Below are 23,640 nucleotides of genomic sequence, written 5' to 3' on the forward strand. Positions count from 1 at the left end.
AGAGGTGTCGCCAGAGGTCTAGCCCACGATGACGTGGCCGTCGCGCGGTGTGATCCTGACAAGACCATTCTCCCGGGAGGCACCCATGCCACGTCTGCGCCAAGGGCTCTACGCCAACATCGTCTCCACGCTCGCACTCCTGCTTGCCTTGGGCGGCACCTCGTACGCCGTAGCGAACATCACAGGCAAGGACATCAAGAACGGCTCGGTGACGGGCAAGGACCTCGCCCGCAACTCGGTCAACTCGGGCAAGGTCCGCAACGGGTCGCTCAAGGCCAAGGACTTCAAGTCGGGCGAGCTGCCGGCCGGGGCTCCTGGCGCCGCCGGACCGGCCGGACCTGCTGGGCCCGCCGGAGCGACGGGCCCAGCGGGAGCGACCGGACCCGCGGGGGCAACCGGCCCCCGGGGACCCTCCGCCGCGTTCACGGCTGCGAACGCCGCCCCGACGAGCATCCAGAGCGAGACCAACGTGGTGACGTTGTCGTTGCCGGCCGGGTCCTACGTCCTCAACGCGAAGGCCACCATCACCAACAGCTACACCGGCGAGGTGCTGACCCGGTGCCGTCTCGTCGCGGGCGCGAGCGAGGACGTGGCCAGGGCAAGCCTCACCACCCCCACCGCTGCCGGAGGCAATGTCGAGACGCTGCCGATGACGCTCACGCACACCTTCGAGTCCGCCGGGGAGGCTCTGCTCAGGTGCTACAACTTCGGTGCCGCCGGACACTCCGAGCACGCCCGGATCACGGCCGTCCAGGTGGCCTCGATCACCCCCTGACGCGGCAAGCGGGTCCACCCGGACCCCTGGCACGCCCGGCTCCGTAGACTCCGGGCGTGCCTGCCGACTCCCCCGCCGTCGAGATCGACGGCCTGGTGATGGCCTACGGCGCCAAGACGGCCGTCGACGGCCTCTCCCTCCGAGTCGAGCGCGGCACGGTCACCGCCGTCCTCGGCCCGAACGGTGCCGGCAAGACCACCACCCTGGAGACGTGCGAAGGCTACCGTCGGCCGCAGGCGGGCGTCGTACGCGTGCTCGGCCTCGACCCTCAGCGACAGCGCGGCGCCCTCCTCCCGCGGATCGGCGTGATGCTCCAGTCGGGCGGCGCCTGGTCCGGGGTGCGGGCGGTCGAGATGCTCGACCACGTCGCTGCCATGCATGCACACCCGCTCCCCACCCCCGTCCTCGTGGAGCGCCTCGGGCTCGGTGACTGCGGCAAGACTCCCTACCGGCGACTCTCCGGGGGCCAGCAGCAGCGGCTCGGGCTGGCGATGGCACTGGTCGGGCGGCCCGAGCTGGTCTTCGTGGACGAGCCGACGGCCGGCATGGACCCCCAGGCACGACGCACCACCTGGGACCTCCTCGAGGAGGTGCGCGCCGACGGGGTGACCGTCGTGCTCACCACCCATCACATGGACGAGGCCGAGCACCTCGCAGACCACATCCACATCATCGACCACGGTCGACTGATAGCCACTGGCACCCCTTCCGAGCTGACTCGTGGCGGGAGCACTGCCACCATCCGCCTCGTGGTCAACCGGCCGTTCCCGGAGTCAGCACCCGAGTCGCTGCGCACCGAGCTCGGGCCCGGCACGGAGATCCGCCAGCTCGACGCGGTGAGCATGCTCATCAGCGGCCCTGCGGATCCCACCACCCTGGGCCGGGTGTCACGCTGGTGCGAGGCCCACGACGTGCTCCCGCAGACGCTGACCCTGGGGCAGCGCAACCTCGAGGACGTCTTCCTCGAGCTGACCGGGCGAGGGCTCTCGTGACCACCCGCACGGCCGAGGGCACCTTCGCGCCGCATCCCGGTGGCGCGCCCCTGGCGTCCCAGGTCCGCGCCCAGGCCACCATGGAGGCGCGGCTCATGCTGCGCAACGGCGAGCAGCTGCTGCTCGCCCTCGTCATCCCGGTCATGGCACTCGTCGGAGGCGTCGCCGGCGCCGAACGCCTCGGGATCGACCTCGACGGCCACCGGCCGGTCGACGTCCTCACCCCGGGCGTGCTCGCCCTCGCCGTGATGTCGACCGCCTTCACCTCGATCGCCATCGCGACCGGCTTCGAGAGGCGCTACGGCGTGATCAAGCGGCTCGGTGCCTCGCCCCTCCCCCGGCACGGGCTGCTGCTCGGCAAGGTGGTCGCCCTCCTCAACGTCGTGGCGCTACAGCTCGTGCTCCTGGTGGTCGTCGGCCTCACCCTCGGGTGGGAGCCGTCCTCACTGAGCCCTGCGATCTCGGTGGGTGCAACGGCGCTCGCCGTCGCCACCGGCACCTGGGCGTTCGCCTCGTTGGGACTCTTCGTGGCCGGTGTGATGCGCGCCGAGGCGACGCTCGCCCTCGCCAACCTCGTCTACCTCCTGATGATGGCCGGCGGGGGCGTGGTCCTCCCCACGTCCTCCTACGGACAGGCGGCCGTGTTCATCCAGTGGCTCCCCTCGGCCGCGCTGGGCGATGCCATGCGTGCCGCCCTGCTCGACGCCTCGGTCGACGGACGCGCGGTCGTCATCCTCCTGGCATGGGCCGTCCTGGGGACCCTGCTCACCGCGAGGACCTTCTCGTGGGAGTGACCGAACGCCTCGCGCCCCTGGCCCGCTGGCTCTGGCCACTCGCGATCGCCAACCTGCTCGCCAACATCGGCATCGTCGTCACGGGCGCCGCCGTGCGGCTCACCGGATCTGGGCTCGGCTGCCCCACGTGGCCGCGATGCACGGAGGAGTCCTACGTCGCCCACGGCGAGCTGGGGATCAACGGCGCCATCGAGTTCGGCAACCGGCTGCTGACCTTCGCCCTCGCGGCCGTGGCCATCCTCTGCTTCCTCGCCGCGGTCGGCGCCCGGCACCGGCGAGCCACGCGCCTGTCGCTCGTGATCGGGCTCGGCATCCCGCTGCAGGCCCTCATCGGCGGGGTCACCGTGCTCACCGACCTCAACCCGTGGGTCGTCGCAGGGCATTTCATGGCCTCGATGTTCATCATCATGGTGTGCGTCGCGCTCCTCGACGAGCTGCGCAGCCCCGAGCGCGGGCTGGCGTCCCGCCCGCAGCGAGCCCTCGCGTTCGCCACGCTGGGGATGGGCTGGGTCGTGCTCTACCTCGGCACCGTCGTCACCGGCGCAGGACCGCACGCCGGTGACGCCCACGCACGCCGCAACGGGCTGGATCCCGCGGCTGCCTCGCAGTCCCACGCCTTCGCGGTCTACGTCCTGGTGGCCCTGACCGTCGTCCTCCTCGTCGTAGCGCTCCGTGCAGGCGACCGGTGGCTGGCCCTCGTCACCGGGCTGGTCCTCGGCATCGAGCTGCTCCAAGGAGTCCTCGGCTGGGTCCAGTACCTCCTGGACCTCCCGGTCGGCCTGGTCGCGTTGCACATGCTCGGAGCCGGCCTGCTCGCGGCCGGCCTCGCACGGATCGCGCTGGCCGTTCTGCCCCACCGGACCGATCACGAGCCGCGGGCCGACGACACCGTCCAGACCACGCCGGCGACCCGCGCGTCCACCGACGAGGGCTGAGCGCGGAGTTGGATGGCCGCATGGACGAGATCCCACTGACCAACCGATGGGTCGCGTCGGCTGGCTCAGCCCGCAGCGCCACGGCCTCCTACATCGGCTTCGCAGCGCGCAACCGACGCCTCCTGGTCATCGTGGGGTTGACGTGGCTCCCGTTCTCGGTCCTCTTCGGCGCCTCCTTCGCCGGGCACCCCACCTTGGCCGCACGCCTGATGTGGGGCCCGGTCTACGCGCTCGTTCCCACCGCCTTCGTCTATGTCGCGGTGTTGACGATCCTGTACCTCCAGACCAGCACGAGCTTCCGTCAACGACTGAGGGCAGGCGTCGAGCTGGCCAGCGGCTTCGGCGAGGACGCCGTCCTGCTCGTGGGGCCCTCCGGAGAGCACCGCCTGGCACGTGAGTGGATTGCGTCGGTCCAGCCGCGCGGCGACTGGGTCCTCATGCGCCAGCGGGCCTCCGCGATCATCACGGTGTGGCCGCGGGCGCTGTTCCCGGACGAGGACCTGGCCCGGCTCACGGGAGGCCCGCTTCCCCGCAGGATTCGGTCAGCCGAGCAGCGGGTCGAGGGCGACCGCGACGAAGAGCAGTGAGAGGTAGAGGTTGGATGCGTGGAACAGGCGCATCGGGTTGATCTCGGCCAGTGCGTCGGAGGAACGGGCTCGCGACCACATCTTGTGGGCCTCGACCAGGAAGACCGCACCCAGCACGGCGGCGGCCACGGGGTAGACGAGGCTGGTGCCCGCCACCGGCCACAGGAGCAGCGACGTCACCACCATGACCCAGCTGTAGAGCACGATCTGACGACCCACCTCCCCGGCGGGCTTGACCACCGGAAGCATGGGCACGTCGACGTTGGCGTAGTCCTCCCGGTAGCGCAGCGCCAGCGCCCACGTGTGGGGAGGCGTCCAGAAGAAGACCACCATGAACAGCACGACCGGTGTCCAGGCCAGCTCACCGGTGACGGCGGTCCAGCCGATCAGCGTCGGGAAGCAGCCCGCGATCCCGCCCCAGACGATGTTCTGCGTCGTACGGCGCTTGAGGAGCATCGTGTAGACGAACACGTAGAACGCGATCGCCGTCACGGACAGCAGCGCGGAGAGCCCGTTGACGCCGAGGTAGAGCACGATGGTCGAGCCGATCCCCAGGACGAAGCCGAAGACCAGCGCCGCGAGCGGGGAGACGATGTGCCGTGGCAGGGCCCGTCGCCGGGTGCGGCGCATCTGCTCGTCGATGTCGCGGTCGTAGACGCAGTTGAACACCGACGCCGAGCCCGCCGAGAGGGTTCCTCCCAGGACCGTCCAGACGACGGTGCCCAGCTCGGGGACACCGCGCGCGGCGTAGAACATCACCGGGACGGTGGTGAGCAGCAGGAGCTCGATCACCCTCGGCTTGGTGAGGCCGACGTAGGCGCCGATGACGTCGCGCCACGACTTGCGACCCGCGTCGACGGGAGCTTCCGGAGCTGAGCCGTCGCCGGGTGGCGTCCGCGCAGCGGCGGAAGCCTGTCGGCCGGCATGAGACACGGTGGAACCTCACGGGTGGGACCTGAGCGGGAGTCGGACGAGGGGCAGGAGGACCACCCTCGGGCGGGGTCGAGTCTAGCCCGGCACGGGGATAGGCTCGCATCGGTGCCCTGCGCCGGACCTTGTGATCCTGACTTCACCGACTCAGTCCGCCATGACGAGAGGACCCCCGTGACACCCAGCAAGATCGCCCTTCCCGCCAAGCTCGAGTGGACAGAGCTCGACGAGCGCGCGGTCGACACCGTCAGGGTGCTCGCCATGGACGCGGTCCAGAAGGTCGGAAACGGTCACCCCGGCACCGCCATGAGCCTGGCACCCGCGGCCTACCTGCTCTTCCAGAAGGTGATGCGACACAACCCCGCCGATCCCGACTGGAGCGGGCGTGACCGCTTCGTCCTCTCCTGTGGGCACTCCAGCCTGACTCTCTACATCCAGCTCTACCTCGGCGGCTGGGGCCTCGAGCTCGACGACATCAAGGCGCTCCGCACGTGGGGCTCCAAGACGCCCGGCCACCCGGAGTACGGCCACACGGCCGGTGTCGAGACCACCACCGGGCCGCTGGGGCAGGGCATCGGCAACGCCGTCGGCATGGCCATGGCTGCCAGGCGCGAGCGCGGGATGCTCGACCCCAACCCCGTCGAGGGCGAGTCGGTGTTCGACCACCAGATCTACGCCCTCTGCAGCGACGGCGACATCGAGGAGGGCGTGAGCGCCGAGGCCTCTGCCATCGCCGGCGTCCAGCAGCTGGGCAACCTCACGGTCATCTACGACGCCAACCGCATCTCCATCGAGGACGACACCGACATCGCGCTCGGCGAGGACGTCGGCGCCCGCTACGAGGCCTACGGCTGGCACGTGCAGACCGTCGACTGGACCCGCGACGAGTCGGGCTACGTCGAGGACGTCCCCGCGCTCTACGAGGCGATCCGCAAGGCACACGCCGTCACCGACCGGCCCAGCTTCATCGTCTTGCGCACGATCATCGCCTGGCCGGCACCCACCCTGCAGAACACCGGCAAGAGCCACGGCTCGGCGCTCGGCGAGGAGGAGGTCGCAGCCACCAAGGAGATCCTCGGCTTCGACCCGACGAAGACCTTCGAGGTCTCCCCCGAGGTCATCGAGCACACCCGACAGGCGGTGGTGCGCGGGAAGGCCGCGCAGTCCGCGTGGGACGAGCAGTTCACCCGCTGGGCCGCCAAGCCCTCAGCAGATCCCGAGCTCTACACCCGCATGCAGACCCGCAGCCTGCCCCAGGGATGGGACGCCGACCTGCCGGTGTTCGAGGCCGACGAGAAGGGCGTGGCGACGCGCGTGGCCTCGGGCAAGACGATCAACGCCGTCGCCCCGGTGATGCCCGAGCTGTGGGGCGGCTCCGCCGACCTGGCCGGTTCCAACAACACCACCATCGACGGTGTCCCCTCGTTCCTGCCCAAGGACCGCTCCACCAAGATGTTCCAGGGCGACCCCTACGCCGGCCGGGTGCTCCACTTCGGCATCCGCGAGCACGCGATGGGCGCGATCATGAACGGCATCGCCTCCCACGGAGGCACCCGCGTCTTCGGCGGCACGTTCCTCACGTTCTCCGACTACATGCGCCCGGCGGTGCGACTCGCGGCGCTCATGCAGCTGCCGGTGACCTACGTGTGGACCCACGACTCGATCGGTCTCGGTGAGGACGGTCCGACCCACCAGCCCATCGAGCACCTCGCGGCTCTGCGTGCCATCCCCGGGCTCGACGTCGTACGCCCCGCGGACGCCAACGAGACCGTCGCCGCCTGGAAGGCCGTGCTCGAGCGCAACGACCGGCCGGCCGGCCTGTGCCTGAGCCGCCAGAACGTCCCCACGTTCCCGCGGGGCGCGGACGGCTACACCGACACCAGCAAGGTCCACCGTGGCGCCTACGTCCTGCTCGACACCGACGGGATCCCCGACGTCGTGCTCATCGGCACCGGCTCGGAGGTGCAGCTCGCCGTCCGGGCGCGCGAGCTCCTCGCCGCCGAGGGCATCGCAGCCCGCGTGGTGTCGATGCCGTGCCGCGAGTGGTACGACGAGCAGGAGACGTCCTACCAGGAGATGGTCATCCCGCCGACCGTGAAGGCGCGCGTCAGCGTCGAGGCCGGCATTGCCCAGGGGTGGCGCGAGGTCGTCGGCGACCACGGCCGCATCGTCTCGATCGAGCACTACGGCGCATCGGCCGACTACCAGCGCATCTACTCCGAGTTCGGCGTCACGGCCGAGGCGGTCGCGCAGGCTGCCCGCGACAGCATCGCCGCCACGGAGGCCTGACCCGGCGTATCCCGGGCGCCGCCCAGGGCACACACGAAGCATGTCCACCATCGAACTGGAGGAACCACATGTCTGACCGTATGAAGGCCCTGGCGGACGCGGGGGTGTCGATCTGGCTCGACGACCTGTCCCGCGAGCTCATCGAGACCGGGCGCCTCGCAGACCTGATGAAGGAGCGCTCCGTCGTCGGGGTGACCACCAACCCGTCGATCTTCGCCGCGGCCCTGGCGGAGGGCGAGCGCTACGACGACCAGGTGCGCGACCTCGCGGCCGAGGGTGCTGACGTCGACACGGTGGTCTTCGAGCTCACCACGACCGACGTCCGGAACGCCTGCGACATCATGCGGCCCGCCTACGACGCCTCCGACGGTGTCGACGGGCGGGTCTCGATCGAGGTGGCGCCGACGCTGGCCTTCGACACCACCGCGACCCTCGAGTCGGCGCGCGCCCTGTGGAACGAGGTCGATCGCCCCAACCTGTTCATCAAGATCCCGGCCACGACCGAAGGAGCGCCGGCGATCACCGACGCCCTAGGCGACGGCATCAGCATCAACGTGACGCTGATCTTCGGCCTCGAGCGCTACCAGGGCGTGATGGAGGCCTACGTGACAGGTCTGGAGAAGGCCAGGGACGCAGGCCAGGACCTCTCGAGCATCCACTCGGTGGCCTCCTTCTTCGTCTCGCGCGTCGACACGGAGATAGACAAGCGGCTCGAGAACATCGGCTCGGCCGAGGCGCTCGCCCTGCGCGGCAAGGCTGGTGTCGCCAACGCCGTGCTGGCCCACAAGGCCTACAGCGAATTCTTCGCCGGCGACCGCTGGGAGGCGCTCGCAGAGGCCGGTGCCAACACCCAGCGCCCGCTCTGGGCCTCCACGGGCGTCAAGAATCCCGACTACCCCGACACGATGTACGTCAGCGACCTGGTCGTCCCCAACTCCGTCAACACCATGCCGGGCAAGACGATGGAGGCGTTCGCCGACCACGGTGAGGTCACCGGCGACATGGTTTCGGGCAGCTACGACCGGGCGCAACAGGTCATGGACCAGCTGTCCGAGGTCGGCGTCGACTACGACGACGTCATCGCCACCCTCGAGCAGGAGGGCGTCGAGAAGTTCGAGAAGTCGTGGGCCGAGCTGCTGGAGACCGTCGGCGACCAGCTGGAGGCGGCCAGGAGCCGGTCATGACGTCGGCGTCGGTCGACCCGTCGACGACCCGGGCCTGGCCGAGGCTGGCCGAGCTCGCGGAGCGTCCGCGCCCGGACCTGCGCCGGCTGCTCGCCGACGATGGCCGGGTCGGACGGCTGACGCTGGAGGCTGCGGATCTCCACGTCGACCTGTCGAAGAACCTGGTCGACGACGACGTCCTCGGAGCCCTCCTCGACCTGGCCGCCGAGCTGGGCGTCCTCGAGCGGCGTGACGCGATGCTGACCGGTGAGCACATCAACGTCACTGAGGACCGCGCGGTCCTGCACACCGCCCTCCGCCTCCCCCGCGACGCAACCCTCGTCGTGGACGGCCAGGACGTCGTGGCCGACGTCCACGAGGAGCTCGACCGGGTGTGCACCTTCGCCGAGCAGGTCGGCTCCGGGGCGTGGACCGGCGCCACCGGCCGGCGCATCGAGACCGTGGTCAACATCGGGATCGGCGGCTCCGACCTCGGGCCGGTGATGGCCTACGAGGCGCTCGCGCCCTACCGGCGGCCAGGGCTGACCTGCCGCTTCATCAGCAACATCGACCCGACCGACGCCGCCACGACGCTCGACGGGCTCGATCCCGAGACGACCCTGTTCATCGTCGCGAGCAAGACGTTCAGCACGCAGGAGACCCTCACCAACGCCCGTCTCTGCCGGGCGTGGCTGCTGGACGCGCTGGGTGAGCACCAGGATGCCGTGGCTCGACACTTCGTCGCGGTGTCGACCGCCCTGGACAAGGTCGCCGAGTTCGGGATCGACCCGGCGAACGCCTTCGGCTTCTGGGACTGGGTGGGCGGTCGCTACTCCGTGGACTCCGCCATCGGCACCTCCTTGGCCGTCGGGATCGGTCCCGAGCGGTTCCGTGAGCTCCTCGCAGGCTTCCACGCCGTCGACGAGCACTTCCGCACCGCACCGCCCGAGTCCAACGTCCCCCTGCTGATGGGCCTGCTGAACGTCTGGTACGTCAACTTCCTCGGCGCTGCCACGCACGCCGTGCTCCCCTACGCCCAGCTCCTGCACCGATTCCCCGCCTACCTCCAGCAGCTGACGATGGAGTCCAACGGCAAGGGCGTGCGGTGGGACGGAGCAGCGGTGACCACCGAGACCGGTGAGATCTTCTGGGGCGAGCCCGGGACCAACGGACAGCACGCGTTCTACCAGCTGATCCACCAAGGGACCCGCCTGGTTCCGGCCGACTTCATCGCTTTCGCCAACCCGTCCTACCCGCTGACCGACGACGCCGGGGACGGGACCAGCGTCGACGTCCACGAGCTGCTCCTGACCAACTTCCTGGCTCAGACGCAGGCGCTCGCCCTCGGGAGGACCGCCGAGGAGGTCCGCGCCGAAGGCGTCGACGACGCGCTCGTCCCCGCGCGGACGTTCCCCGGCAACCGGCCCACGACCTCGATCATGGCGCCCTCGCTCACCCCGTCGGTCCTGGGCCAGCTGATCGCCCTCTACGAGCACATCACCTTCGTCCAAGGTGCCGTGTGGGGCATCGACAGCTTCGACCAGTGGGGCGTCGAGCTCGGCAAGCAGCTCGCCCGGGGGCTCGCGCCAGCCGTCGCCGGCGACGAGACCGTCGCCGCCGAGCAGGACGCCTCCACCCGCTCCCTGATCGCCTACTACCGAAGGACGCGCCAGTGAGCGACCACTCCAACCCGCTGCGCGACATCGAGGACCGCAGGCTCCCGAGGATCGCCGGACCCTGCGGGCTCGTGCTGTTCGGGGTGACGGGCGACCTCTCGCGCAAGAAGGTCATGCCCGCGATCTACGACCTCGCCAACCGCGGCCTGCTGCCACCGGGCTTCAGCCTCGTCGGCTTCGCGCGCCGCGACTGGGCCGACCAGGACTTCGCCCAGATCGTCCGCGACGCCGTCCGCGAGCACGCCCGGACCCCCTTTCGCGAGGAGGTGTGGAACCAGCTGTCCGAGGGATTCCGCTTCGTGCCCGGCGAGTTCGACGACGACGTGGCGTTCGAGCAGCTGCGTCGTACCGTCGAGGAGCTCGACGAGCTTCGCGGCACCGCGGGCAACATGGCCTTCTACCTCGCCATCCCGCCGGCCTTCTTCGGCGCGGTCGTGGGACAGCTCAAGGAGCACGGCCTCGCCGACCCCGAGGCCGACTCGTGGCGCCGCGTGGTCGTCGAGAAGCCGTTCGGGCACGACCTCGAGTCCGCGCGCGAGCTCAACGAGGTGCTCGAGTCGGTGTTCCCGGCCGACTCGGTGTTCCGGATCGACCACTACCTCGGCAAGGAGACGGTCCAGAACATCCTGGCGATGCGGTTCGCCAACAACATGTTCGAGCCGATCTGGAACTCCAACTACGTCGACCACGTCCAGATCACGATGGCCGAGGACATCGGCATCGGCGGTCGTGCGGGCTACTACGACGGCATCGGCGCGGCACGCGACGTCATCCAGAACCATCTCCTGCAGCTCATGGCACTCGTCGGCATGGAGGAGCCGATCTCCTTCGAGGCCGAGGCGCTGCGCATGGAGAAGCAGAAGCTCCTGGCCAGCGTCGTGCTTCCCTCACGGCTCGACCTCACCACGGCCCGGGGCCAGTACGCCGCCGGCTGGCAGGGCGGGGAGAAGGTCATCGGCTTCCTCGAGGAGGAGGGCATCCGCCGCACGTCGAAGACCGAGACCTATGCCGCGATCACCCTTCACGTCGACACGCGGAGGTGGGCCGGCGTCCCGTTCTACCTCCGGGCCGGCAAGCGGCTGGGCCGGCGCGTCACCGAGGTCGCGGTCGTCTTCAAGCGTGCCCCGCACCTGCCGTTCCACGAGACGGCGACCGAGGAGCTCACCCAGAACGCCCTGGTGATCCGGGTGCAGCCAGACGAGGGCATGACCATCCGGTTCGGGTCCAAGGTGCCCGGCACGGCGATGGAGATCCGCGACGTCAGCATGGACTTCGCCTACGGCGGCTCTTTCACCGAGGCCAGCGCCGAAGCCTACGAGCGGCTCATCCTCGACGTGCTGCTCGGTGATCCACCGCTCTTCCCCCGTCACGAGGAGGTCGAGCTGTCGTGGAAGATCCTCGACCCGGTCCTCGAGCACTGGGCCCGCAAGGGCAAGCCCGAGGCCTACCCCGCCGGCACCTGGGGGCCCGAGTCCGCCGACAAGATGCTCGCCCGCGACGGACGCACCTGGAGGCGGCCATGACGACCCGATGGAGCGGCATGATCGAGCTGGAGAACACCACGGCCTCCGCGATCGCGGCCGCCTTCGTCCAGGCGCGCGAGCGTGCCGGTAGCCCCGCGATGGGCATGGTGATGACGCTCATCATCGTGGTGCCCGACGACGACGCCGACGCCGCCATGGCCGTCGCGCAGCAGGCCTCCCACGAGCACCCGGCACGTGTCCTGGGCGTGATCCTCGGGGACGGCCGGGGCACCGGCTCCGTCGACGCCCGGGTGGGCACCGGTGACGGCTGGGGCGGCGAGACGGCGCTGATCCGCCTGCGGGGACAGGTGGTCAAGTACGCCGAGTCGGTCGTCCTCCCGCTCCTGCTCCCGGACTCCCCCGTGGTCGTGTGGTGGCCCACGGATCCTCCCGAGCACCCCTCCGAGGACCCGCTCGGAGCGCTGGCCAAGCGCCGGATCACCGACGCCTCGGCGGTCAACCGAGGGAAGACCACCAAGATGATCGACCTCTGCTCGGCCTACTCGCCAGGCGACACCGACCTCAGCTGGACCCGGCTGACCGCCTGGCGCGCCCTGCTGGCCGCGGCGCTGGACCAGCACCCTCTGAAGGTCACCCGCGCCTCGGTGTCCGCCGAACGCGTCAGCCCGAGCGCCGAGCTCCTGGTCGCCTGGCTCAACGACCGGCTGCGCGTGCCGGTGGAGCGGCACACCTCCGAGGGTCCCGGGATCACCGAGGTCATGATGGAGACCCGCAAGGGCCCGATCACCATCTCGCGCAGCGACGGCAAGCTCGCCACGTTCTCCTCACCCGGGCGCCCCGACCGGCCAGTCGCGCTCAAGCGTCGCGGGCTCCCGGAGCTCCTCGCCGAGGAGCTGCGCCACCTCGACGAGGACGACATCTACGCCGCAGTCACCAAGCGCCTCCTGCACCTGGAGAAGAACCAATGAATCTAGACATCCGCCGTCACGGCGACACCGGCACCCTGGCCGGTGACCTGGCCTCGGCACTCCTCGCACGGCTGGAAGAGGCGCAGGCACGTGGCGAGGTCCCCCACGTCGGCCTCACCGGGGGCTCCATCTCCGAGGACGTGCACCGGGAGGTCGCGCGGCGTGCGACGGAGTCGGCGGTCGACTGGTCGCAGGTGGTCTTCTGGTGGGGCGACGAACGGTTCCTCCCGGCCGACTCCCCCGACCGCAACGCCCTGCAGGCCCGCCAGGCACTCCTGGACCACCTTCCCGTCGATCCGGCGAACGTGCACGAGGTCCCCGCATCGGACGCTGTGGCCAGCGCCGAGGACGCGGCAGCGTCGTACTCCGAGACGATGCGCAGCCAGGGTGCTGGGTTCTTCGAGGTGCTGATGCTCGGCATGGGTCCGGACGGCCACATCGCCTCGCTCTTCCCGGGCCACCCGGCCGTGGATGCTGTCGACGAGATCGCCGTCGCCGTGCACGACTCCCCCAAGCCTCCGCCCGATCGGGTCTCGCTGACCTTCGAGGCGATGGATCGCGCGCGAGCTGTGTGGTTCATGGTCTCCGGTGAGGGCAAGGCCGACGCCGTCGCCGCGGCGTTGGAGGTCAGCGACCGGCTCCCGACCCCCGAGGAGATCCGTGCCGTGCCGGCCCGTGGGGTGCGCGGCCAGGTCGAGACCGTGTGGTGGCTGGACGAGGCTGCGGCCGCGCGCCTCTGACGTCCCGGGGGCACTCACGGAAGCGACCGTGGCCGCACCTCTCAGGTCCGCGCCGGAGATGCCGAACCATCTGGTAGCCCTCCCCGGATGGCCGGCTGACCCTGCCCCATGAGAAAGCGCGGACACCATGACCGAACAGCGCGACTTCCGTCGCCTCGCCCTGGCCGTCACGGCTGCCGTGATGTCGCTGGGCGTCGTGGTGGCGACCGCCCCCACCACGACCGCCTCCGCGACAGCCGAGACCTCCCAGTCACAGCCGCGGCGGGCCAAGGCCCCCGACGCGCAGGCCGCCAAGGCACGCCAGGAAGCAAAGCAGGCCGCCAAGGCGGCTACGAAGGCAGAGAAGGCGGCCGACGCCGCGACCAAGGCTGTGGAGAAGGCGCTCGAGAAGGCCCAGAAGATGCGCGACCGGGCCGTGAAGAGTGGGACCCCCGAGGCTCGGAAGAAGAACTTCGCCGCCTGGGCCGCGTTCAAGAGCGCCAAGAAGGCGGAGAAGAAGGCGACGAAGAAGGCGGAGAAGGCCACCCGCATCGCGGAGAAGAAGCAGACGGTCGCCGAGAAGAAGACCGCCCAGGCCGTGGACGTGAAGTCCGTGAGCATCGAGGCGCTGCCCGCGATCCACCAGCCCGGAGGGACGCCCCTCTCCGCTGACGCTGCCTCCAACGTGGTGACCGCCGCGGTCTCCCCGAGGATTCCCTACATCCCCGTGGTCGTGGAGGCTCGCGTGGGCGCCACCTGGAAGTCGGTCGCGAAGGCGCAGACCGATGCCAGCGGCCAGGTCGTGGTCCCCGTCCCGCAGCACGCTGCCTACCGCGCCGTCGCCAAGGAGAAGGCGTCCGCTGCCGACACCGTGGCGTACGGCCTGGACTTCTCCGACGAGTTCACCCGTGGCGAGCTCGGCCCCGGCTGGTACCACCGGATGCAGGAGCACAGCCCCGAGTCCAACCGCGCCTGCTCCAAGGGCGACCCGCGGGCCGTGCAGGTGACGGGCGCGACGCTGCACCTGTCGGTGCTCCGCGACCCTGACCGGACCGACCTGTGCCCGGCCCTGCGCAAGGGTGTCCACGAGGGCCCGTTCTCCTACCGGCTCAACGGACACGTCTCGACCGAGAAGTCCTACTCCTTCACCTACGGCGTCGTGGCGGCTCGGATGAAGTTCCAGCAGGCCTCCGAGGGTCAGCACTCATCCTTCTGGCTGCTGCCCGCCTCGTCCTCCGGCGGGGGCGTCGGACCCGAGCACCAGGGCGCCGAGATCGACGTGGTGGAGTACTTCGGCACGAAGAAGAACTCCTCCGGCCTGGCGCAGTTCACCTACCACAACGACCCGAGCGGCAACCGCGTCAAGACCGGCGACGTGCTCGAGGACGTCGATCGGTTCCTCGCGGACAAGAGCGACACGTGGTTCGACCGCTACCACGTCTTCTCCGTGCAGTGGACTCCGAACGAGTACATCTTCCGCATCGACGGCAAGGAGTCGTGGCGCTCCAGCGTCGGCGTCAGCCAGCAGCGTCAATTCATCATCTTGTCGCTGCTCTCCAGTGACTACGCCATCGCGAACGCCGGGGTCGAAGGAGAGGCAGCACTCGGCACCCAGCACACCGACGTCGACTGGGTCCGCGTCTGGAGGTGAACCTCAGAAGATGATGTCGCCGGACTTGCGCCGCGAGCGCAGCAGCGCGACCGCCTCTTCGAGGATCTCCTTGGCCTCGGCATCGGAGCGGCGCTCCTTCACGTAGGCCAGGTGGGTCTTGTAGGGCTCGATCTTGGGCGCCGGAGGGGGGTTGTCCGAGTCGACCGATGCGGGAAGCCCGCACTTGGGGCAGTCCCACGACTCCGGGACGACCGCCTCGATCGAGAAGGTGACCACCGACCGGTGCTCGTGCGAGCAGAAGTAGGTCACTGCCTGCCGTGGCGCGGCCTCGCCGCGCTCGGCCTCTCCCATCGGTCCTGCGCCGACCCGACTTCCTCGGATCGCGTTTCCACTACCAGCCATGAACGTCCCCTCCCTGTGGAGATTTCAGGTGCCGAAGAAGCTGAGGCGGACCAGCTACCCCTGGTAAGCCATCAGCAGGCCAAGGGCGATGATGCACGCCGCCCAGATGATGCCCACACCGACCGTGAACCGATCGAGGTTGCGCTCCGCCACCGACGATCCGCCCAAGCTGCTTGACACCCCACCCCCGAACATGTCGGAGAGGCCGCCTCCACGGCCCTTGTGGAGGAGGACGAGCAGGATCATGAGCGAGCTCGTGATCACGAGCAGGATGGTGAAGAGCAGAATCACGTGCTGCAGCCTACGTCACGACCGGTCCTGGAGTCGCGGCGCCTCACAGCCCGGAACCCGAGAGGTTCGGCATGGAGTAGAAACGGCAGATCCCACCGAACTCCTCGGCGTCCAGGCTCGCCCCGCCCACCAGCGCGCCATCGACGTCCGCGCGCTCCATGAGGGCGCCGACGTTGGCGGCCTTCACCGAGCCGCCGTAGAGGACTCGCACCGCGTCGGCCGCGCTGTCGCCATGGACCTCGCGGACCCGTTCGCGGATGGCCGCGCAGACCTCCTGGGCGTCGTCGGGCGTGGCGACCTCACCGGTGCCGATGGCCCAGACGGGCTCGTAGGCCACGACGAGGCCGGCCACCTGCTCGGCGGAGAAGCCGTCGAGGGACCCGTCGACCTGGGAGAGCGTGAACGCGACGTGCTCGCCGGCCTGCCGGACGTCGAGACCCTCCCCGACGCACACGATCGGCGTCATGCCTGCCGCCAGCGCCTTGTGGGCCTTCGCGTTGACCAGCTCGTCGCTCTCCTGGTGGTACATCCGTCGCTCGGAGTGGCCCACGACCACGTAGGAGCAGCCCAGCTTGGCGAGCATGGAGGCGGAGACCTCGCCCGTGTAGGCGCCGTTGTCGTGGGCCGACACGTCCTGTGCTCCGTAGCGGAGGGACAGGCGGTCACCGTCCACCATGGTCTGCACCGAGCGGAGGTCGGTGAAGGGCGGGATCACCACGACCTCGGCCAGGCCGTGGTCGTGCTTCTTGTCCGACAGCGTCCAGGCCAGCTTCTGGACCAGCACCACGGCTTCTTGGTGGTTGAGGTTCATCTTCCAGTTGCCCGCCATCAACGGCGTGCGACCCTGCGGTGCCTTGGCCATGTCAGCCCCTCTCGAGAACGGCGATGCCCGGGAGCTCCTTGCCCTCCAGGAACTCCAGCGAGGCGCCACCCCCGGTGGAGATGTGCCCGAAGGCGGACTCGTCGAAGCCGAGCTGACGCACCGCAGCGGCGGAGTCACCGCCACCGACGACGGAGAGCCCTTCGACGCGCGTGAGCGCCTCTGCCACCGTCTTGGTGCCGCCGGCGAAGGCGTCGACCTCGAACACGCCCATGGGGCCGTTCCAGAAGACGGTCCTTGCGTCCGACAGCTCGTCGGCGAACCTCTGGCCAGACTCTGGCCCGATGTCGAGGCCCAGGCTGTCAGCGGGGATCTCGGAGGAGGGTACGACGACGGGCTGCGGCTCGCGGTCGCCCCCGGGGAACGCCGTGTCCACGACGATGTCGGTCGGCAGCACGATCTCGACCTCGCGGTCGGCTGCCTCCTGGAGGTAGCGGCGGCAGGTGTCGAGCTGGTCCTCCTCGAGCAGGCTCGTGCCGACCTCGTGGCCCTGGGCCTTGAGGAAGGTGAACACCATGCCTCCACCGATGAGGATCTTGTCCGCCTTGTCGATGAGGTTGTCGATCACGCCCAGCTTGTCGGAGACCTTCGAACCGCCAAGCACGACGACGTAGGGCCGCTCGGGGTCGACCGTGAGCCGTCGCAGCACGTCGATCTCGGTCGCCACCAGGCCGCCCATCGCCGACGGCAGGCGCAGGGCAACGTCGTAGACGCTGGCCTGCTTGCGGTGCACCACACCGAAGCCGTCGGACACGAAGGCGTCGGCGAGCTGCGCGAGCTGGTCGGCGAACGCGCCGCGCACGTCGTCGTCCTTGCTCGTCTCGCCCGCGTTGAAGCGGACGTTCTCCAGGACGGCGACGTCACCGTCGCCCAGCCCGGAGACGACCTCCGTGGCGCTCGCGCCGACGGTGTCGTGAGCGAAGGCGACCTCTCGGCCCAGCAGCTCGCCGAGCCGGCCGGCGACCGGGGCGAGGCTGTAGGCGGGGTCGGGCTCACCCTTGGGGCGCCCCAGATGGGCGACCACGACCACCCGGGCGCCTGCCTCGGACAGCTGCCGGATCGTGGGCACGCTCGCCCGGATCCGGCCGTCGTCGGTGATGGTGGACCCGTCGAGCGGGACGTTGAGGTCCGAACGGACCAGCACCCGCTTGCCGGTCAGGTCACCCAGGGACTTGATGCCGCTCACCCGAGTCAGAGCGTCGCGCCGACGTGGACGATCAGGTCTGCGAGGCGGTTGGAGTAGCCCCACTCGTTGTCGTACCAGCCGAGGACCTTGACCTGGTTGCCGAGCACCTTGGTCAGCGGGGCGTCGAAGATGCAGGACGCCGGGTCGGTGACGATGTCGGTGGAGACGATCGGGTCGGTGGAGTACTTCAGGAATCGTCCGTCGGCGGCCGCCTTGACGATCTCGTTGACCTCGTCGACGGAGGTCTCGCGCGAGGCCTCGAAGGTGAGGTCGGTCGCAGAACCGGTGGGCACCGGGACGCGCATGGCGTAGCCGTCGAGCTTGCCCTTGAGCTCGGGAAGCACCAGGCCGATCGCCTTGGCAGCCCCGGTGGAGGTCGGGACCATGTTGAGCGCGGCTGCGCGGGCCCGGCGCGGGTCCTTGTGGATGTTGTCCTGGAGGTTCTGGTCTGCGGTGTAGGCGTGGATCGTCGTCATCAGGCCCTTGTTGATGCCGAGGCCGTCGTGGAGGGCCTTCGCCATGGGGGCGAGGCAGTTGGTGGTGCACGAGGCGTTGGAGATGACCGTGTGTGCGGCCGGGTCGTAGAGGTCGTGGTTGACGCCCATCACGATGGTGATGTCCTCGTTGGACGCGGGCGCGGAGATGATGACCTTCTTGGCGCCGGCGTCGACGTGGGCCTTCGCCTTGGTGGCGTCGGTGAAGAAACCGGTCGACTCGACCACCACGTCGACCCCGAGGTCACCCCACTTCAGGGCGGCGGGGTCGCGCTCGGCGAACGCAGCGATGGTCTGGTCGTCGACCTTGATCGAGCTCTCGTCGGAGCTCACCTCGCCGTCGAGCCGCCCGAGGATCGAGTCGTACTTCAGCAGGTGGGCCAAGGAAGCGTTGTCGGTGAGGTCGTTGACTCCGACGATCTCGATGTCGGCGCCAGAGGCGCGTACGGCGCGGAAGAAGTTGCGGCCGATGCGGCCAAACCCGTTGATGCCTACGCGAACGGTCACGACGTGTCACTCCTGAGGTGGTTGGGTGCCTTCGCCCCGACCATATCGCGACCCGCTCAGCCTTCCTCGGCCAGCATCTCAGGCGTGAGCGAGGCCTCGGTGTCGGCGATGCCGAGATCCTCGGCGCGCTTGTCCGCCATGGCCAGCAGTCGCCGGATGCGGCCGGCGATGGCGTCCTTGGTGAGGACGGGCTCGTGGAGCTGGCCAAGCTCCTCGAGGGAGGCCTGCTTGTGCTCGAGCCGGAGGTGTCCGGCCTGCCTGAGGTGGTCGGGGACGTCCTCCCCGAGGATCTCGAGGGCGCGCTCCACCCTGGCGCCGGCAGCGACCGCTGCCCGCGCCGAGCGGCGCAGGTTGGCGTCGTCGAAGTTGGCCAGGCGGTTGGCCGTGGCACGGACCTCCCGGCGCATCCGGCGCTCCTCCCAGGCCATGAGCGACTCGTGGGCGCCCAGCCTGGTCAGCAACGCTCCGATGGCGTCACCGTCGCGGATGACCACTCGGTCGACCCCTCGGACCTCACGCGCCTTGGCCGAGATGCCCAGTCGTCGGGCGACACCGACGATCGCCAGCGCCGCCTCGGGACCTGGGCAGGTGATCTCGAGCGCCGAGGAGCGACCAGGCTCGGTCAACGACCCGTGGGCCAGGAAGGCTCCGCGCCAGGCCGCGACGGCGTCGCAACCGCCGCCGGAGACGACGGCGGGCGGCAGTCCGCGCACCGGACGGCCGCGCTGGTCGAGCAGCCCGGTCTGGCGGGCGAGCGCCTCTCCGTCCTTGACGACGCGGACGAGGTAGCGGCTGCCCTTGCGGATGCCGCTGCCCTGCACCATCACGACGTCGGACTGGTGGCCGTAGACCTCCGCGATGTCCTTGCGCAGCCGCCGGGCGGACGCGCCGGTGTCGAGCTCGGCCTCCACCACGATCTTGCCGCTCACGATGTGCAGCCCACCCGCGAAGCGCAACATCGAGGCCACCTCGGCCTTGCGGCAGCACGTCTTCGTGATCTGGGTGGCGGCGAGCTCCGCCTTCACCTGCCCGGTCATCGCCATGAGCGGCATCCTCCCACGAGAGTCAACGACCCTCGTCCACTATCCGCACGAACGCTGCCGCGAGCAGGTCGGGGTCGTGGCGTGGCTCGCCACTGACCGCGAGGTCCTCGACGACGAGCCGCGCACCCCGCTCGGTGACGACCTTCTCGAGCTCGTCCACCTCGGCTGCCACGCACGCGCGGTCGGCGAGAACCGTGTGGACCGGGAGGTCGGGTGCGTGCTCGAACAGCGCGGCCAGGTGGTCCTGGGGCCCGTAGCCGCTGGTCTCCCCCGTCTGCGCCTCGAGGTTGAGCACGACCACGAGCCGCCCCTCCGACTCGGTGAGCGCACGTCGGAGCCCCGGCACCATGAGGTGCGGGATCACCGACGTGAACCACGACCCGGGCCCCAGCACGACCCAGTCGGCGGTCCGGATCGCGTCGACCGCCTCGGGGCACGCCTCGGGGTCGTGCGGCTCGAGAGCCACCGACTCGATGGTCCCCGGAGTCGTGGCCACCTCGACCTGGCCGCGTACGACGTCGACCGCGGCGTGGTCGTCAGCCCGGAGCCCGCGCACGCGCGCGGTGATGTCCATCGGGGTCGTCGCCATCGGCAGGACGCGTCCGTGCGCCCCCAGGAGGCGCCCGACGAGGTCGAGGCCACGGACGTGGTCCCCCATGAGCTCCCAGAGGGAGACGATGAGGAGGTTCCCGACGACGTGTCCCCTCATCTCGCCGTCGCCGGCGAAGCGGTGCTGCACGACGTCGGCCCAGGTCTGGCCCCACTCGTCGTCACCGCACAGCGCCGCCAGCGCCATCCGCAGGTCGCCGGGTGGCAGGACGCCGAACTCGCCGCGGAGCCGTCCCGACGAGCCGCCGTTGTCGGCGACCGTCACCACCGCGGTGAGCTGGTCGATCGTGAGGTCGTCGTGGAGCCGCCGCAGGGCGGTCAGGGTCGCGGCCAGCCCGTGCCCCCCGCCGAGGGCGACCACCGACTGGGCAGTCTCGCGCATCTCACTCCCTGCCGAGGTCTCGATGACTGGGCCGTGCGTCGTAGCCGAGCTCACGCAGTCGCTTGGCGATGACCTCGGTCATGGCCACGCTGCGGTGCTTGCCACCGGTGCAGCCGATGGCGACCTGGACGAACCGCTTGCCCTCGGTCTGGTAGCCCTGGGTGGCTGTCTGCAGGACGGGGAGGTACTGCTCGAGGAACTGCACCGCGCCGGGCTGGGAGAGGACGTACTCCGCCACGTCGGGATCACGACCGTTGCCGGGTCGCAGCTCGGGGACCCAGTGGGGATTGGGCAGGAAACGCATGTCGGCGACCCAGTCGGCATCCACGGGGATGCCGTACTTGAAGCCGAAGCTGATCACCGTCACCTTCAGCTCGGTCGTCGACTGTGTCCCGAACATCTGGGAGACGCGGTCCTTGAGCTGGTTGACGTTGAAGGCGGAGGTGTCGAGGACGATGTCGGCGTCGCCCCGGAGGTCGGCCAGCGCGTTACGCTCGCGCCTGAGCCCGTCGAGGAGCCTGCCGCTGCCCTGGAGCGGGTGAGGGCGCCGGGCCGCTTCCTGGCGGCGCACCAGCACGTCGTCGGCGGCCTCGAGGAACAGCAGGGTGGTCGGGCGGCCGGTGACCTGCTGGTGGCGGTTGGCCTGGAGCGAGTCGAAGAACGCGCCGGAGCGGACGTCCACCACGGCTGCGATGGGCTGCTGGATGCCTCGGCTGTCGTCGACGAGGCGCACGACGTCACGGACCAGGGTAGGCGGCAGGTTGTCCACGACGAAGAAGCCGAGGTCCTCGAGCTCCTTGGCGGCGGTGCTGCGGCCGGCCCCTGTCATGCCTGTGACGATCACCAGGTCGCCCGGTGCCGGGGTGGCCGTGGGCGGTGTCTCCACCATCATTCCTCCTCGAGGATCTCGCCGGTGGCGGTGTTGATCCGGACCGGTGTCTCGGCTGCAGTCTTGCGGCTGGCGTCCGACTGGGCGAGCGCGCGCTTGATCGCGGCCGCGGTGGAGGGCCCGATGCCCGGCACCTGGGCGATCTCGGTGGGCTCGGCCGCGCGGAGCTTCTTCAGCGACCCGAAGTGCTTGAGAAGGGACTTGCGTCGGACCTCCCCCAGGCCCGGCACGTCGTCGAGGAGGGACTCGACCATCGTGCGCGAGCGGCGACCCCGGTGGTGTGTGATGGCGAAACGGTGGGCCTCGTCACGGACGCGCTGGAGGAGGTAGAGGCCCTCGGAGGTGCGCGGCAGGATGACGGGGTCCTCCTCCCCCGGGACCCAGACCTCCTCGAGACGCTTGGCCAGTCCGCAGACCGGGATGTCGTTGATGCCGAGCTCGGCGAGGGCCTGCTGTGCCGCGGCGACCTGGGGTGGCCCTCCGTCGACGACCACCAGCCCCGGGGCGTAGGCGAACTTGCGGGGCCGACCTGTGTCGGGATCGACCAGCATCGGTCCGCTCTCGGTCGTGACCGACTCGCTGCGAGCCTGCTCGTCGAGCAGTCGCCGGAACCGCCTGGTGATCACCTGGTGCATGTGCGCGACGTCGTTCTGGGTGACGGCGTCCTCGCCCGGCAGCGCCTTGATCACGAAGCGGCGGTACTCGCTCTTGCGGGCCAGGCCGTCCTCGAAGACGACCATGGACGCCACGACCTCGGTGCCCTGGAGGTTGGAGACGTCGTAGCACTCGATGCGCAGGGGGACGTCGTCGAGGCCGAGGGCCTGCTGGATCTCCTCCAGGGCGCGGTTGCGGGTGGTGAGGTCGCTGGCCCGCTTGGTCTTGTGGAGCACCAGCGCCTGGGCGGCGTTCTTCGCCACCGTCTCCTGCAAGGCGCGCTTGTCACCGCGCTGGGGCACCCGGATCGCCACGCGGCTCCCCCGCTGCTCCGACAGCATCTGCTCCAGCACGTCGGCGTCAGGGGGCCGCGCCGGGACGAGGATCTCGCGCGGGATCGAGTGGGCCGCCTCGTCGGCGTCCACCCCGCCGTAGAGCTGGAGCACGAAGTCCTGGACCAGGTCGGGAGTGCTGCCCTCGTCGGTGCGGTCGGCGACCCAGCCCCGCTGACCGCGGATCCGGCCACCGCGCACGTGGAAGATCTGCACGGCGACCTCGAGCGGGTCCTCGGCGAGGGCGATGACGTCGGCGTCGGTGTCGTCGGCGAGCACGACGACCTGCTTCTCCAGCGCCTTGTGCAACGCCCCCAGGTCGTCGCGCAGCCGGGCGGCCTTCTCGAAGTCGAGCGCCTCGGAGGCGGCGTACATCTGCTGCTCCAGACGCCTCACGAACGGGCGGGTGTTGCCGGCCATGAAGTCGCAGAAGTCGTCGACGACCGCCCGGTGCTCCTCCGCGGTGACGTTGCCGACGCACGGAGCCACGCACTTGTCGATGTAGCCGAGCAGGCAGGGCCGGCCGATCTGGCTGGAACGCTTGAAGACGCCGTTGCTGCACGACCGCATGGGGAACACTCGGAGCAGCAGGTCGACGGTCTCGCGGATCGCCCAGGCGTGGCTGTAGGGGCCGTAGTAGCGGGTGCCTCGCCGCTTGGCGCCGCGGCCGACCATGACCCGCGGGAACTCCTCACCGACCGTCACCGCGAGCCAGGGGTAGGACTTGTCGTCGCGGTACTTCACGTTGAAGCGCGGGTCGAACTCCTTGATCCAGGAGTACTCCAGCTGGAGCGCCTCGACCTCGGTCGCGACCACCGTCCACTCGACGCTCGCACCGGTGCTGACCATCGAGGCGGTGCGGGGTGGAGGCCGCCGACGTCCTGGAAGTAGGAGGAGAGCCGGCTGCGGAGGTTCTTGGCCTTGCCGACGTAGATCACACGACCCTTGACGTCGCGGAAGCGATAGACCCCGGGACCGGTGGGAATCGACCCGGGAGCGGGTCGATATGAGCTGGGCGCGGGCACCCGACAACCCTACGAGGCGCCA

Annotated in this window: 21 protein-coding genes and 1 pseudogene; 12 read left to right on the forward strand and 10 right to left on the reverse strand. The window is 70.0% G+C overall.

Annotated features, from left to right (window positions below; translation table 11 throughout):
- Positions 1-85: 85 nt before the first annotated feature.
- The 5 genes from EXE58_RS18105 to EXE58_RS18125 are packed head-to-tail and all read left to right on the forward strand — an operon-like array spanning position 86 to position 4,083.
- Positions 86-775, forward strand: coding sequence for a hypothetical protein (locus EXE58_RS18105; RefSeq protein WP_135269138.1), 690 nt, complete (start codon positions 86-88; stop codon positions 773-775).
- 56 nt (positions 776-831) lie between these two features.
- On the forward strand, positions 832-1,767 hold the full coding sequence (locus tag EXE58_RS18110; RefSeq protein ID WP_244242308.1) for an ABC transporter ATP-binding protein: 936 nt from the start codon (positions 832-834) through the stop codon (positions 1,765-1,767).
- Positions 1,764-2,561: an ABC transporter permease gene (locus EXE58_RS18115; RefSeq protein WP_244242309.1), complete on the forward strand. Its 798-nt coding sequence runs from the start codon at positions 1,764-1,766 to the stop codon at positions 2,559-2,561. Before EXE58_RS18110 ends, EXE58_RS18115 begins: the two co-directional genes overlap by 4 nt.
- Complete coding sequence (locus tag EXE58_RS18120) at positions 2,552-3,496, forward strand: COX15/CtaA family protein (RefSeq protein WP_244242310.1); 945 nt, start codon at positions 2,552-2,554, stop codon at positions 3,494-3,496. Before EXE58_RS18115 ends, EXE58_RS18120 begins: the two co-directional genes overlap by 10 nt.
- A gap of 20 nt (positions 3,497-3,516) precedes the next feature.
- A complete protein-coding gene (locus EXE58_RS18125; protein ID WP_135269140.1) occupies positions 3,517-4,083 on the forward strand; it encodes a hypothetical protein in 567 nt (188 codons plus the stop codon).
- On the opposite strand, the gene EXE58_RS18130 is transcribed toward EXE58_RS18125, so the two are convergent.
- Positions 4,039-5,016: a heme o synthase gene (locus EXE58_RS18130; RefSeq protein ID WP_135269141.1), complete on the reverse strand. Its 978-nt coding sequence runs from the start codon at positions 5,014-5,016 to the stop codon at positions 4,039-4,041. The two genes, EXE58_RS18125 and EXE58_RS18130, sit on opposite strands and share 45 nt — an antisense overlap.
- 258 nt (positions 5,017-5,274) lie before the next feature.
- Here EXE58_RS18130 and tkt point away from each other — a divergent pair, with 258 nt between their 5' ends.
- The 7 genes from tkt to EXE58_RS18165 all read left to right on the forward strand — a co-directional run bounded on the left by tkt (position 5,275) and on the right by EXE58_RS18165 (position 14,963).
- A complete protein-coding gene (tkt, locus tag EXE58_RS18135; protein ID WP_244242552.1) occupies positions 5,275-7,302 on the forward strand; it encodes a transketolase in 2,028 nt (675 codons plus the stop codon).
- Positions 7,303-7,370: 68 nt separating this feature from the next.
- On the forward strand, positions 7,371-8,486 hold the full coding sequence (gene tal, locus EXE58_RS18140) for a transaldolase (RefSeq protein ID WP_135269143.1): 1,116 nt from the start codon (positions 7,371-7,373) through the stop codon (positions 8,484-8,486).
- Positions 8,483-10,141 carry a glucose-6-phosphate isomerase gene (pgi, locus tag EXE58_RS18145; RefSeq protein WP_135269144.1) on the forward strand — a complete coding sequence of 553 codons (1,659 nt, stop codon included), beginning with the start codon at positions 8,483-8,485 and terminating at the stop codon, positions 10,139-10,141. The genes tal and pgi overlap by 4 nt, the downstream gene beginning before the upstream one ends.
- Entirely contained in the window at positions 10,138-11,664 is a 1,527-nt protein-coding gene (gene zwf, locus EXE58_RS18150) for a glucose-6-phosphate dehydrogenase (protein WP_135269145.1), read from the forward strand. The genes pgi and zwf overlap by 4 nt, the downstream gene beginning before the upstream one ends.
- On the forward strand, positions 11,661-12,593 hold the full coding sequence (locus EXE58_RS18155; protein WP_244242311.1) for a glucose-6-phosphate dehydrogenase assembly protein OpcA: 933 nt from the start codon (positions 11,661-11,663) through the stop codon (positions 12,591-12,593). The genes zwf and EXE58_RS18155 overlap by 4 nt, the downstream gene beginning before the upstream one ends.
- Positions 12,590-13,333, forward strand: coding sequence for a 6-phosphogluconolactonase (gene pgl, locus EXE58_RS18160; protein WP_135269146.1), 744 nt, complete (start codon positions 12,590-12,592; stop codon positions 13,331-13,333). The genes EXE58_RS18155 and pgl overlap by 4 nt, the downstream gene beginning before the upstream one ends.
- Positions 13,334-13,460: 127 nt before the next feature.
- A complete protein-coding gene (locus EXE58_RS18165) occupies positions 13,461-14,963 on the forward strand; it encodes a glycoside hydrolase family 16 protein (RefSeq protein ID WP_135269147.1) in 1,503 nt (500 codons plus the stop codon).
- Positions 14,964-14,966: 3 nt separating this feature from the next.
- Here the strand turns inward: EXE58_RS18165 and EXE58_RS18170 are convergent, their stop codons facing one another.
- From EXE58_RS18170 to uvrC, 9 genes and pseudogenes are all read right to left on the reverse strand, one after another.
- Positions 14,967-15,326 carry an RNA polymerase-binding protein RbpA gene (locus EXE58_RS18170; RefSeq protein WP_135269148.1) on the reverse strand — a complete coding sequence of 120 codons (360 nt, stop codon included), beginning with the start codon at positions 15,324-15,326 and terminating at the stop codon, positions 14,967-14,969.
- 54 nt (positions 15,327-15,380) lie between these two features.
- The gene (secG, locus tag EXE58_RS18175; RefSeq protein ID WP_135269149.1) at positions 15,381-15,617 is read right to left on the reverse strand and encodes a preprotein translocase subunit SecG; all 237 of its coding nucleotides are present in this window, start codon (positions 15,615-15,617) and stop codon (positions 15,381-15,383) included.
- A gap of 43 nt (positions 15,618-15,660) precedes the next feature.
- On the reverse strand, positions 15,661-16,479 hold the full coding sequence (tpiA, locus tag EXE58_RS18180) for a triose-phosphate isomerase (RefSeq protein WP_244242312.1): 819 nt from the start codon (positions 16,477-16,479) through the stop codon (positions 15,661-15,663).
- A 1-nt stretch (position 16,480) separates the two neighbouring features.
- Positions 16,481-17,683, reverse strand: coding sequence for a phosphoglycerate kinase (locus EXE58_RS18185; RefSeq protein WP_135269150.1), 1,203 nt, complete (start codon positions 17,681-17,683; stop codon positions 16,481-16,483).
- Positions 17,684-17,688: 5 nt separating this feature from the next.
- Positions 17,689-18,684, reverse strand: a complete 996-nt coding sequence (gene gap, locus EXE58_RS18190; RefSeq protein ID WP_135269151.1) for a type I glyceraldehyde-3-phosphate dehydrogenase — start codon at positions 18,682-18,684, stop codon at positions 17,689-17,691.
- A gap of 56 nt (positions 18,685-18,740) precedes the next feature.
- The gene (gene whiA / locus EXE58_RS18195) at positions 18,741-19,727 is read right to left on the reverse strand and encodes a DNA-binding protein WhiA (RefSeq protein ID WP_135269152.1); all 987 of its coding nucleotides are present in this window, start codon (positions 19,725-19,727) and stop codon (positions 18,741-18,743) included.
- 22 nt (positions 19,728-19,749) lie between these two features.
- On the reverse strand, positions 19,750-20,718 hold the full coding sequence (locus tag EXE58_RS18200; protein WP_135269153.1) for a gluconeogenesis factor YvcK family protein: 969 nt from the start codon (positions 20,716-20,718) through the stop codon (positions 19,750-19,752).
- A 1-nt stretch (position 20,719) separates the two neighbouring features.
- Positions 20,720-21,607: an RNase adapter RapZ gene (rapZ, locus tag EXE58_RS18205; protein WP_208544309.1), complete on the reverse strand. Its 888-nt coding sequence runs from the start codon at positions 21,605-21,607 to the stop codon at positions 20,720-20,722.
- A pseudogene (gene uvrC, locus EXE58_RS18210) lies at positions 21,607-23,618 on the reverse strand (excinuclease ABC subunit UvrC). Before uvrC ends, rapZ begins: the two are co-directional and overlap by 1 nt.
- Between the last annotated feature and the right edge of the window lie 22 nt (positions 23,619-23,640).

It is taken from the genome of Nocardioides seonyuensis (assembly GCF_004683965.1).
Classification (GTDB): Bacteria; Actinomycetota; Actinomycetes; order Propionibacteriales; family Nocardioidaceae; genus Nocardioides; species Nocardioides seonyuensis.